At 43.4% G+C, this 13,217-nt stretch carries 9 protein-coding genes; 2 read left to right on the top strand and 7 right to left on the bottom strand.

The window, feature by feature from the left end:
- Positions 1-33 precede the first annotated feature (33 nt).
- The 6 genes from QQ041_RS17530 to yghU all read right to left on the bottom strand — a co-directional run bounded on the left by QQ041_RS17530 (position 34) and on the right by yghU (position 10,174).
- Complete coding sequence (locus QQ041_RS17530) at positions 34-4,521, bottom strand: SslE/AcfD family lipoprotein zinc metalloprotease (protein ID WP_285954625.1); 4,488 nt, start codon at positions 4,519-4,521, stop codon at positions 34-36.
- Positions 4,522-4,769: 248 nt separating this feature from the next.
- The gene (locus QQ041_RS17535) at positions 4,770-5,537 is read right to left on the bottom strand and encodes a metal ABC transporter permease (RefSeq protein ID WP_285954626.1); all 768 of its coding nucleotides are present in this window, start codon (positions 5,535-5,537) and stop codon (positions 4,770-4,772) included.
- Positions 5,537-6,442 carry a zinc ABC transporter substrate-binding protein gene (locus QQ041_RS17540; RefSeq protein ID WP_285954674.1) on the bottom strand — a complete coding sequence of 302 codons (906 nt, stop codon included), beginning with the start codon at positions 6,440-6,442 and terminating at the stop codon, positions 5,537-5,539. The genes QQ041_RS17535 and QQ041_RS17540 overlap by 1 nt, the downstream gene beginning before the upstream one ends.
- Positions 6,443-6,458: 16 nt before the next feature.
- Complete coding sequence (locus QQ041_RS17545) at positions 6,459-7,595, bottom strand: hypothetical protein (protein WP_146490128.1); 1,137 nt, start codon at positions 7,593-7,595, stop codon at positions 6,459-6,461.
- 269 nt (positions 7,596-7,864) lie between these two features.
- Positions 7,865-9,091: an NAD(P)/FAD-dependent oxidoreductase gene (locus tag QQ041_RS17550; RefSeq protein WP_285954627.1), complete on the bottom strand. Its 1,227-nt coding sequence runs from the start codon at positions 9,089-9,091 to the stop codon at positions 7,865-7,867.
- A 225-nt stretch (positions 9,092-9,316) separates the two neighbouring features.
- Positions 9,317-10,174 carry a glutathione-dependent disulfide-bond oxidoreductase gene (gene yghU, locus QQ041_RS17555; RefSeq protein WP_285954628.1) on the bottom strand — a complete coding sequence of 286 codons (858 nt, stop codon included), beginning with the start codon at positions 10,172-10,174 and terminating at the stop codon, positions 9,317-9,319.
- Positions 10,175-10,449: 275 nt separating this feature from the next.
- Between yghU and QQ041_RS17560 the strand changes: the two genes are divergently transcribed.
- Entirely contained in the window at positions 10,450-10,794 is a 345-nt protein-coding gene (locus QQ041_RS17560; protein WP_017060876.1) for a YajD family HNH nuclease, read from the top strand.
- 136 nt (positions 10,795-10,930) lie between these two features.
- Here the strand turns inward: QQ041_RS17560 and QQ041_RS17565 are convergent, their stop codons facing one another.
- Entirely contained in the window at positions 10,931-11,311 is a 381-nt protein-coding gene (locus QQ041_RS17565) for an NADH:ubiquinone oxidoreductase (protein ID WP_146490125.1), read from the bottom strand.
- A 594-nt stretch (positions 11,312-11,905) separates the two neighbouring features.
- Here QQ041_RS17565 and QQ041_RS17570 point away from each other — a divergent pair.
- Entirely contained in the window at positions 11,906-13,144 is a 1,239-nt protein-coding gene (locus tag QQ041_RS17570; RefSeq protein ID WP_061017387.1) for an OFA family MFS transporter, read from the top strand.
- Positions 13,145-13,217 lie beyond the last annotated feature (73 nt).

Consider the following 13,217-nt stretch of genomic DNA (forward strand, 5'->3'; position numbering starts at 1 on the left):
TTAGGCTATAAAATGCCTTAGCAAGAATTAGCGTTAGTAAATTGAATCAACATTCAAAGGGCTGTTCTTTGGTTTCTCTAGTTTTAACTGTTCAACCGCACTAAGACCTTTAGAGCTAATTCCGCCACTATAAGACTTAGAGCCATCAGCATTAGTCATTGAGGTTTCGCCCACGTTCCAAGCAACAAAGAAATCACTTAAGTCATAGCTCGAAACATAAGAAGCGCACACCATCATTAGGTCTCCACCAGAAAGCCCAGTCTCGCTAGCGCTACAATAGTTCGTATTAGAGTCACCTTCTCTATCGCCTCGCGCTTTACGATGCATAAGCTTGAACATATTCCAGCCTTCATCTTCACCATACACATCAGATTGGCTTGCGCCGCGTGTATACCAATCATCAATTGCAAAGTTCGATTTCGCCCAGATTTTTAGCTGACCAAACATAACTAATCGTAAACCTGCATCACCATGTGACCACGCATGTTCATTATTAAGCTCCAACCATTTAGGTGCTTTCTTAATATCCGATTTAATGCGATCCATTTCAGGGTTTGAATTGCGACCCTCTAATTCCTGCATATACAACGCAAGAAGGTTATTGGTGACTTCCGTACTACCAGTCGCTAAGAAAGGAGCTGATGCTAAGTTATGACCAACTTCATGCCACAACAGCCAGTCGTTCACAGGGTTGGTTGGAATGTGTGTTCGATTTGCATTAAAGCTTGAGTTCATCACTGGGTAGCCAGAATGAGCCGCACCAATCGAAATCTGCACGTCATTCACAAAACGATGGCGGAACGCCTTCAGTTCTGGATAAGTGAACCTACGGTGTAAACCATCGTTTTGTATCTCATCACGTCCGTAGAAGTTACTTGCAGCTTCAGCGAATCGATTCATATCTGTTGCGAATTGGTTCAAATCAGCGGATTCTAGATTCCTGATTGGTGTCGTATAAATAAATGAACCCGTATCGACTTCCGCAATAGGCCCCTCTGCCGATTGAACTGGGTTAATCCACTCACCCTCTTTCCACCAAGCCGCTTTTAACGCGCCATCAATGCTAAACGAGACTTCACCAAACTCTTTTACTTTCGGTTGAATGTAAATAAGGCCGCCATATGGAACCTTGAAGGTTAAGTTTGAACCGTCGTACGCATAGTTAGTTTGCATACGCGGAGGGCGCTTCAAACTGGTTTCATGATTCGGCTTACCTGTAAGGTCATCCGCCATCATCACAGTGATCGTTGCAGCTACACCATCACTAATAGTTACATCTTGAAGCTGAGGAGCCCATAAACCTGTCGATTGATTGTTCCCAGCCGAATACGTGACGCCCTTGCCATCTGTTTGGATAAGAACCGAACTTGACGAAGATGCTCCTGAAGTTCGACCGGGATACATTGTGGTATCAACAACGATTTCATGATCCCAAAAAGAGCGCCCCAACATAATGCGAGTCAGAGGTTTCTCCATGTAATTTAATGGATAGCTCGGATTCAACTGTCCCGATAACTCACCTTCGCCATGAATCATTCCATTAGCGACTAACGACGCTTTTAGGTCAACAGGACACTGTGCATCAATTGTGTCTGTTTGATGTAAGTCTTCGGTATAACAGTTTAGGAACTGAACAGCCTGCTTGAACCCCAACTCATCTTGTATGTCTGTTTCAAAACGGTATGCGTTGTCATTCCACATCCAAACAGACAGGTTATCAAACGCTTGATTCAATTCGCTGTTAGACAGACGCTTACCTTTAGTGCCCTTCGTGCGATAGTAAATCTCGTGCTCGTAAAGCGCTGTAAAGTTAGAGCCCAAGTTTGCTGCTTTCACCATACTGTCGACAACGGTTTTACTCACTTCATAGCGGTCGAAATCGGCTCTATGATAAGCACCACGAACAGTGATGCCGTCTCCAGAACGAGTCTCTATACAGTTAAATTCGTATTCATACTCGTTCTTACAAAGCTCAGTGCTAACGAATGCCGACTGCAGTTCTTTGATCGCCGCTTCACGCTCTTCTGCCGATTCAACAAAGATACGTGCGGATTTTGTCTCCATGACTGATACGCCAGACTCATCAAGCACTGGTTTCCCTTCAGCGTCTAACTTAGTAACCTCATAAGTCGGGATTTCAAACTTGATTTTGGATTCATCTTTGATCCACTCAACCGTACCATCTTGATTTACCGTGAATGGAGGCTCTCCTTGGTTATCTTGAAAACGCTCAAGAACCACCATTTCCTTTTCGCTCTTCACGTGAAGGTTTGGATACGGCGCTTGGCAATAATAAGAGCTACCGCAGAAAGCTTGGTTTGTCGGCGTAACGTTTTCACCACCTAGTGAAACACCAGCGGCATCCGCCAAGCGTCCAATAGGTTCAGGGTTTGTCGTTTGAATCGCATCCATAAACAAGATATTGCCACCATTATTAACATAGTTGATAAGAGCGGTAATATCGTCTTGGCTTAAGTTCGGGTTATCCAAGTCAGCAACAAACTGGTTAGTCATACCATCTTGAACCAACTTAGGGGGATATGCCTGAAGGATCAAAATCGGCGTAGTGCTCATATCCAAACCATCAAAGTCACCTGAACCACGCTTTTCTACTGATGCAAAACCATACTGAGGACTAACAAAAAATGTGTACTGCTTACCCATTGTGGAGTGGTGATAAGCCGAATAAGCTTGGTCAATATTGGTGACTGCATTCATCCCAGCAATAGGCAGACCATTATTGAACCACTCAAACAAGTTCGAGAAAAACAAGCTCATGCTGCCTTGGTCATCATGCAGTAGGTTTTCGAACGTCGAAACAGTGCACTGTTGTTTGTTGCTATCGATATGCAATGTTCGATTGGCCCAATAATTTTCAGGGCATGACAGAATACTTGGATATAAGCCATTACCCATGAACACGACTTTACCTTTGCCTATCTCGCCTGCTGTAACGAATGGAAAACCATAAGTCGCGTTGTCTTCAGAGACTAAAGGAATCGGAGGCATCGAGATACTTAGGTGTTGTGCGATGTAAGGTTTGCCTTCACGAGTCCAAGCCTGCTTCTCACCAAAATAAAGCTGACGGTTTTTATCAGTTCTTGGCATCATCACAGGGAATGCTCTGTTCGATATGTTCAGAGCTCGCATACCACGGGTATACCCCGTCGCACCGTAAAAACTACCATTGTCATTGAAAACATGGAATGTGGTGACGTTGTGGAAGATTTGCTGCAGAGACTCCGTAACATACTGACCAGAATCCATAGATAAAACGGCAGGTTGACGAACATAATCCATAAACTGAGGCGTTTGGCGCAGCTGCTCATCGATTACTGCCGTTAACCCTTGGCTAAACTGACCAACAAACTCATTAGGAAGTTCAAAGTCTGTACCCTCTATTAATCCCCCATTTGGCAGAGTTAGGTTGATCAGTTCATTTATAACGTTAGGGTACTTTGAAAAGGTATCTTGGACTTCTTCAGATATCTCATAATGACTTACATGATCAAGCGCGTAGCGCTCTAGTAATGACTGGATATTCGCTTTCTCAACCACATTATTGGTCACATCAGACAATTTATAAGCAATCTGATTACCCGTAATGGAGCCAAACTCAAACGTATCAATACCAAAAACGATTCTGTCGCCCCACAGGTACTCAAAGATTCCCTCTTCATCCGTCACGCCCGTCGCGTTAACCGAAAAGAAACTGATCCCAGAAATCGCTTTACCATTAGCGTCTGTAAGCTTACTGCGAGTTAACACCTTACCTTCAACACTTGGCTTATAAGCATAGGTAGACTCTGCGTCTGCAGAAACAAAACCAGCGTTAAGGTTATTGTCCGCATTAGGGTCAACCGCAGGAACAACTGTTGTGTCTACGTGTGAACTAGGAGCCTTACCTACTTCATCTGTAGACTCTTCTTCTTTCGATGAAAAGTACGCATCAACAGCATCTTGATCATCAAGTTGCGAGAACACATCTTCAATATCAAAAGCATCCAGTTCTTTTAAACAGATAGCACTTTCAGTCTCACAAACATCAATTGATTCGAGTACCTTAGTAACGTTGTCTCCATGTAATTCTGTCAACTCAAATGCCGCATGAAGCGCATCATTTGAAATCGTGCTTTCTGTAACTTCAGGGAAAGGAGCCGTGAAATCACCTAAAGTAAGGTGACCCAAGGTACAACTAAAACTCACGCCTTGTTTAACACTGAACGTTCCGTTTTCAAGATGAACGCCGTCACAGTATACATCTCCAGACACAAACGCCCCACTCGACAACAGTGAACCTATGTAAGTTGTTGGGGGGATAATATCTGTTGGTGGAATAATGTCAGTCGGCGGAAGAATATCCGTTGGTGGAACAATATCTGTCGGTGGAACAATATCCGTTGGTGGAATAATGTCTGTTGGAGGAACCGTATCAGGGCCGTCACTATAGCTTAGTGAATCGTGATTACACCCGGAAAGAGCCGCGGATATGATAGCCAGCGCAATTAAGTTTTTTTTCATTGAGCGAAGTTGATCGTAATTTTAAGTGGACCGTTATCTTATAGATTTACTCCATCTCGATGACTATTGTTTTTTGTCTTAACCACAAAGACCATTTCTCATAAGCGATTGAATAAGATAAACAAAATGATAATTGAGACTCTCATTCCAATTGCAAAACCTCTCCCTACCTTAAAATGGAAAAACGCCATATCTCGATTGAGATATGGCGTTTCTACTCAATAGCTCTTAGCCAATTTAGTATCACGTTAGTATCGGCGCAACTGCATCACAATATTAAATATTACCCCTGCAAGGAACAACGTAATGACAATGCTTGCGCCGCTCGGTAAATCATAATGAGCGGACATGGCCAATCCCGACAGAATACCAACTGTACCAATACTGACACTTGCGATAACAAAACGAAGCCCTTTTAACGCGGCTGCGCACAAGGCAGGGATAACCAATAGAGCGAACTCCAAATATATACCAGTCAGCTTTACGGTGATCGGCATCAAAATAGCAAAGATAAGATAAAAGCCACTACCCTGCATAAATTCAGGCTTTACGCTAATTAACACCAACATCGCGGCCGTGATTATTGCCAATGGCCAAACGTCATCCCAGGTAGACCACAACAGCTGCCCGTTGAGAATGCCTTGAATAAAATCGGCACCATGAGGATCTTTGCTTACCAGTAATATCGCTAATGAAGCCGATACCACAAACAAACTTCCTATCATTGGTTCTAAGTGTTGTTTGTAACGCTTTTCCATTAACGCAATTAATCCGCATAGCAACAATGACATGACCCACGGGCCAATCATCTCTGCAAACCAAGAGCCGCTAAACAGTGCATATCGGCTCAACCAATATTGACTCAAAGCAGCGCCAAGGGCAGCCACTTGCGCGACAGCGAGATCAATAAAGATGATCTGGCGTTTGAGGACTTGCTCTCCAAGCACGATGTTACCGACTAATGCAATCAAACCACACAATACGGCAGGTGCCAGCCAGCTATATTCCATCCACATCACGAGCTCTTAGGTGTTTCTGAATCGACCAATGTATCCAACAGATCATCAATCACTTGATCGTACATCTCGTCTAAGCTCTGTCCTTCTGAAACTGAAAGTGGTAACTGAACCATAGGTTTACCGGTTTGTTGATTGAGCCAATTAGCAGGACGCTTATCTTGATGTGATGAATACACAATCGCATCAAACGAAGCAGGATCCAACTTGGTCAATGACTGCAAATGCGACGTAGTCGGTGATATCCCAGGCTTTGGTTCTAAATCAGCAATTTGCGCCATATCTAGCCAGTCAAAGAGGTAGCGATACGTGGCATGATAACCGACTACTTTTTTACCTTGTAACGGCTCAGCTTTGGTTTCCCACTCTGCCAATTTATTACGCCAGTTGGCACGAAACTTCATGCCATTTCGCATGTAGATATGTGCATTGTCAGGATCAACCAGTTGTAAACGTTTGGTGACTTCTCTGGAAATAGGAATCATATACTCAGCAGCAAACTGAACATGTGGATTTCCATGAGCGTGGATGTCTCCCATGCTCCGATCTACATGTTCATGGGTATCAAGCATACCAACCATACCGCTTGCGTATAACATGGTTGGCGCGCTATCTTGAACCGCAGGATTACCACTGCGTACTTGCAACATTGGCAACCAGCCTACTTCTAATTCAGACCCCGAGCACATCGCCATATCTGCTTGACGCATTTTGGCAATAAGTGACGGTCTTGCTTGTACATAGTGCGGGTCTTGTTTAGCCGTAGTCGCCGAGTAGATGTTGGCATCAGGAGCGTGACTGTGAACAAGTGCTTGCCATTCAGGCTCACAAACGAAAATATTCAACGCCATTGCAGGCGAAGATACAATTATAGATGAGGATACAATGGCAACACCTGCTGCCATTGTAAGTAGAGATTTCCTAGAATGCATGAGCACCGTGCGCCCCAAAGGTCATCACATACTGAAGGGTAAATACGTTATCTGTCTCTTTACTTTGGTTTTCAACACGAGAGTATTGCGCTCTAACTGTACCAAAATGAGATGAGTCCCAAGCGATCATTGCATCCGCTTCTTTGTCGTTCATTGCAGTAAAGTGCATGTGGTCACCATGTGCGTGTCCATCATAGCTTTCCGCTTCACCATAGCGCAGGCCAGCAGACCAGCTTGGGCTGAATCGGTAAACACCCGATACATAATAGCCTGCTAGCGTATCTGGTGATTCCGCATCATTTTTGTATTTGTCATCAACGATGCCATCCAACAGCATGTACTCAGCTGCAAGCGTGAAGTTTTGGTATTTGTAGTTACCGTTTGGAGCCCACTTCCATACAAAATCAGCACCGTATAAGTTTGAGCCCGTTACCGCTGCGCCGTGGCTATGATCGTGGTCATGGTCATGCCCGTGATCATGGTCTCCAAACTCACGAACTTTACCGTTTTCATTTCGTAAGTAGCTCAGACCAAACTGCCAGCTTGATGACTCTGAAAAGTCGTCACCCAGCTTAAGAGTTGTAGTGTAAACACCAACGTCAGAGCCATCATCAACAGAAGACATCTTGCTACCACTTAGCGCTTCAACACCAAACTTCACATACAGATCTGTAGGAAGAACGATGTTCGCACGAACACCATCATCGTAATAATGAGAGCCTAAGAACGTGCGGTAAGCCGCAGGACGCTCAACAAAGCTATCAGTATGCATATGTTGGTTATTCAGGTAACCAAAATCTGATAGGAAACGACCACCTCGAATGCTTAAACCGTAAGGCATCGTCAGTGTTTCAATGAAAGCTTCTTCGAGCAGTAATTCAGTCTCATCATCGTGAGTTTCAATAACTGTAGTCAAAGAGCCATAAAACTTGTCATCAATATTCGCAGACATGTTGAGTTCGGTATGGCCAAGACCAAAGCCTTCATCACGTTCCGAATTATTACGCTGTCCGTCCTGATAGTAACCATCAAGTACAACGCCAATTTGTGGGTTTGACAGCGTATCAGCAAAAACAGGGGCAGAAAGAATGCTACCAATCGCTAGAGAAACCAATTTTTTATTCACTGTATTTTTCCTTTTATAATACTCACCAAGAATTAATTGGTACGTTATAACATAACAATTAATTCTTGAGAAACAAATTTTGATCATTAACGAGAAGTTAAATTGTTGTTTTAGGGGGTGCTTTAGAATCAATATCTATAGAAAAGTAAACTCGCCACGATTGAGCAACTAGAGCGACCTCTAAAAAAAACGCCACACTCAATTCTGAGCGTGGCGTTTTATAGGGGTGAATAGTAGGAGTATTGCTTCCTAGAACAAATACGCGATGACTAAATCTTTTTACTGTATGGATTCAACGCGCATTTCAACCTTTTCAGAACAACCAATGCTGTCACCCTACCCCAACTAAACAAGACTCGCTGATGTAAACGGAAAATTGTGTCGTAAAGGTTTCGCACTAATCTGCCACGCAAAAGCACTTTGTCATTCATGAGAGCACCGACTGCATAGTCATGCCCAACCGCTACCAACATGCCTCCATCGTGGAAAACAAATGGTTGTAATGCCTTGCCTTTCGCTAAACGCTTGAACTGCTGAGCCAAGTGACCTGCGGCTTGATTCGCAGCTTGAGCTCTTGGTGGAACAAAAGAACCATCCGGTTGCGGACACTCTGCACTATCGCCAATCACAAAAATATCGCTATCGTTGGTCGTTCTTAGTGTCTGCTCAACGACTAATTGATTGATTCGATTCGTTTCTAAACCGTCTAATTCACTTAGCCAATCCGCACATTTAATACCAGCAGCCCATACTTGCAGATCTGCTGAAATAACCTCTTCTTCTGAAGTGACTAATTTCGCCTCTTCTGCTCTTTGAATTCGAGTCCCAGTTCTAACGTTAATGCCTTGTTTTACCAGAGCTTCATGAACTCGTTTCGACATACATTCTGGCCCAGCAGGTAACACGCGATCTGCCGCTTCAATCAAAGTAATTTCAAGGCTACCTTCCTGGCGATAACGCTGTAGCTTGGCGCTCACTTTTACCAGCTCAGCCGCCAGCTCAACACCAGTTGCACCTGCGCCAACAATTGAAATTTTACGCTGACTGCTTGATCTCAGTAGAGGGTTGATTTCCTGCCAAGCTTTCTGTGCTTGCCCTGCTGAATCGAGGAATAAACAGTGTTCACTGACGCCTTCTGTTTTAAAGTCATTGCTGATGGCACCTACAGCGATTACGAGATAGTCGTATTCGAGCTCTTGAGTCGTACCGCTAAAGTGGTTCAACTGGATGACTTTGTTAGCACGCTCTAAGCCACTCATTGAAGCTTGAACGTAAGTGTAGCCATTACAAGATGCATGCTGGAAGTAGCTAACAGCGTCGAGCTCTTCGTCGAATGTTCCTGCTGCGATTTCGTGCAAGCGCGGTTTCCAGTAGTGATGTGACGACGGCTCAACGAGTGTCACATCATAACGTTTGTCACGACCTAAACGCGTAACCAATTCAAGGCCAGCAGCACCTCCACCAACCACAACAATTTTTTCTTTCTGTTTCAACATTCGCTTACCCACCATGCCAAAAGGCAAAATCTTTCTGATGGAGCGCATTATATTTATAACAGAATTAATGATAATCCCAATTTAAATAAAATCACTTTTACTAATTTGTAATAATAACTTTAAATTTGAATCAATTTGCCAAGTAACAGGATCAAAAAAGCGCCATATACAAAACGATACATGGCGCTTCCTATCTAACGATATATAGAACTAACTATATCGATATTACGGCTTTAGTTTCAAAACTTTATCAATGTCTTCCGCGGAATGGCGCTCGGGTACTTGCTCCCACTCTTCGCCAAATGAACGGTTCACTACTCGACCTCGTTGGAAACCTTCACGCGCTTCTAATAGCTTCGCCCAGCGCACAACGTTGGTGTAAGACTCAACTTGTAGGAACTCAGCTGCATCGTAAATTTTGCCTAATACAAGGTTGCCATACCAAGGCCAAATCGCGATATCTGCAATGCTTAGCTCTTCGCCCGCCACAAAAGTGCTATTTGCAAGTTGCTTGTCTAGCACGTCTAGTTGACGCTTCGCTTCCATCGCAAAGCGGTTAATTGGGTACTCTTGCTTTTCATCAGCGTAAGAGTAAAAGTGGCCAAAACCACCACCTAAGAATGGTGCTGAACCTTGAGCCCAGAACAACCAGTTAATGGTTTGTGTTCTCGCTGCCCCTTCTTTTGGCAAAAAGTGACCAAACTTTTCAGCTAAGTGCATCAAGATAGATGCCGATTCGAAAACATTCACGTCTTCAGCACCAGACTTATCAACAAGTGCTGGTATTTTAGAATTAGGATTCACTCCAACAAAGCCGGATGAGAACTGTTCAGCTTCACCAATGTTAATCAAATACGCATCATATTCCGCTTCTTTAACACCTGCCGCTAACAACTCTTCCAGCAAGATAGTGACTTTTTGACCGTTAGGTGTACCAAGAGAATACAATTGAAAAGCATGGTCACCAACAGGAAGCTCTTTATCAAAGCGAGCGCCAGATTCAGGACTATTGATATTTGCCCACTTGTTACCACCATCAGTATCGTTGACCCAAACTTTTGGCGGTGTGTATTGTTCTGACATGATATTTCCTTATTAATATAGGGTAGCTTTAACTGATATTAGGTCACGCTCCCTTGGTTAAAACCCCTAAATACAATTTCTTTTCAAACTGTTAAGCATGGCTTATTCCAGAAAGACATAACCTGCTTTATGAGATAGCACACGTAAAAGATAAGTGCCCAATCAAACCTAAGCCACATAACGGTTAGTACGAAATATGATTTAGTCACGATATGCCTACAGGTTAAAGAAAGCTGTGATAAAATCGGGATATTACAATTGATAAGGATTTGGCAATGTCTTCTGATTTCACAGGTTCGAGTGCAGCGTATGCTCGCCAAGAGAAAGGCTACCGCGAAAAAGCACTAAAACTGTACCCTTGGGTTTGTGGTAAATGTGCGCGTGAATTTGTTTACTCAAACCTCCGAGAGCTTACCGTTCACCACGTGGATCACGACCATACAAACAACCCTGAAGATGGCAGTAACTGGGAGCTACTGTGCCTATACTGTCACGATCATGAGCATTCAAAATACACTGATCATGAGCGTTATGGTGTGGATGCAAAAGCGAGTTTAGATGATCATCAGTCAGCAACACACAACCCGTTCGCCGATCTCGCTAAGATGATGAAGAAGTAAACGTTCTTCATCAAGGATTAATAAACAAGAAACCCCAGTATATCACCATACTGGGGTTTCTTTTATCTGCAGCCATATAGACTATCTCTGGATCAAAAAAGCCTTCCGAAGAAGGCTTTTTAAGAATCAAATCGAATTATGCTGCCGCTTGTTTGCGAGACTCTTCTACCTGTTTAGCGCGCTTTTTCATCGTCAGTTTATCGCGGTATGCAAACCAAACATAAGACACAACCACTAAGAAGAACAGGTATGACAATGAGAAAATGAACGGCGATTGAATGATATCGTTCGAGATACCCCAAGAAACACCGATAACCGTCACTGCAATCTTCGCAAAAAAGCCACACATCAATAGCACTAATGCCAACTGTGGGAAACGCGTGCTGCGGAATGCAAGCCAGTAACAACTGCCTACAGCCAATGCCGCAACGTAGAAGCCGAACAAGAAAGAATGAATATGATCAGCAGCTGCTACACCACCAGTAATCGACATCAATAGAATTAAAAATAGTTTCATAATACTCGCCTCGTAATAGACTAGAAACGCATCCTTTCATTTTTGGAATCTCAGTTTACGTACTATTTTCCCACTTTTTCCCAACAACACAACCCCTCAGATCGAACAAAATGTAAGCAAAAGCACCCACAAAAACCACCATTAACAACTGGTTAACATCCCATTTCAAATAGAACTCCGTTACTCCTTGTCTCATATGAAAAAAGCACTACTTCGATTTATTTTGTTACACAAATTTAACCTTAGAAATTAATTAAAATTATTTGCAACTCTGTGATATCCGCACGGAATACGAGTCTACTAAAAAGTGATCACCTCGAAATCCCAGGAATAATTGGGTGACAGGGCGAAAAAGAACAAAATAGAAAGGTGTTAAAAACATTTTGAAAACCAATGAAAAACAACCCATTAACAAACTGAATTTAATTTACCAAAAATGGAAAAAGAGATTCCAATCACATTTTTATTGGTTATAATCCGCGCTCTTTTGCGCCATCTGTTGATAAACGCAAACTAATTTTGAAGAAACAATCACAATAACCCGTCTTTAGTTAAGTGGCTCTCCACTAACCGATGACAAAACTGAGAATAAAAATGAGCAAGATTGATAAAGCAACACGTATCCTGCTAGCAGGCTTCTGTATCAACCTTTGTCTTGGCATCCTGTATGCTTGGAGTGTATTTAACAAAGCGCTAGTAACTGAAGCTGGTTGGAGTGCTGCTGAAGCATCTTCTCCTTACGCTATTGCAACTATCACATTCTCTGTTTGTCTTCTTGTTGCGGGCATCCTACAAGACCGTATGGGTCCACGTAAGATCCTTATCCTAGGTACAGCGCTTACAGGCCTAGGCATGATTGCTTCTGGTTTCGCTACAACACCTATGATGCTGAACATCACGTTCGGTGTTATGACAGGTGCAGGTATCGGCTTCGGTTACGCATGTCTTTCTCCATCAGCAATGAAATGGTTCCATTCTTCTAAGAAAGGTATGGTTAACGGTCTTATCGCAGCAGGCTTCGGTCTTGCAGCTATCTACCTAGCACCAGTAACTTCTGCGCTAATCGACAGCATGGGTATCCAAACTAGCTTTATGATTCTTGGTGTTGGTGTACTTGCAATCGCAGTACCTCTAGCAGCAACAATCAACAACCCACCAGCGGATTACACGCCAGCTGAACCTAAAGTAAAAGCAGGCCAAGCTCCTAAAGCGGTTAAGAAGACTGAAGACCTAACTTGGAAAGTAATGCTGAAAACTCCTCAGTTCTACTCTCTATGGATCATGTACGCGTTCGCTGCATCTGTTGGCCTAATGATCATCGGTAACATCACTACGATTGCTAGCGTTCAAGCTAACCTGCCAAACGCAGTTTACCTAGCGTCTATCCTTGCAGTATTCAACTCAGGCGGCCGTGTTGCTGCGGGTATGCTTGCAGATAAAATCGGTGGCGTACGCACTCTACTTCTAGCGTTCATCCTTCAAGGCGCGAACATGGCTCTATTCGCTACGTTCAACTCTGAATTCACGCTAATCATTGGTACGGCTATCGCAGCTGTTGGTTACGGTACGCTTCTAGCAGTATTCCCAACACTTACAGCTGAATTCTACGGCCTGAAAAACTACGGTACTAACTACGGCGTGCTTTACACGGCATGGGGTATCGGCGGCGCTATCGGTGCAGCAGTTGTTGGTTTCTCTATGGCAAACGGCGAAGGTTACGGCCTAGCTTACACAATCTCTGCAGTTATGATGGCGGTGTGTATTGTTCTAGCAATCATCACTAAGCCAATCTCTGAAGCTAAAGTTGCTGAACTAAAAGCATCACAAGCTTAATCATCAGAAAAGATTGAATTTGTTACTGAAGAGCTTAACCTTAGGGTTAGGCTCTTTTTGTATCAGCGACTTC

The organism is Vibrio sp. TMPB1044, from assembly GCF_030442075.1.
Taxonomy (GTDB): domain Bacteria; phylum Pseudomonadota; class Gammaproteobacteria; order Enterobacterales; family Vibrionaceae; genus Vibrio; species Vibrio satsumensis.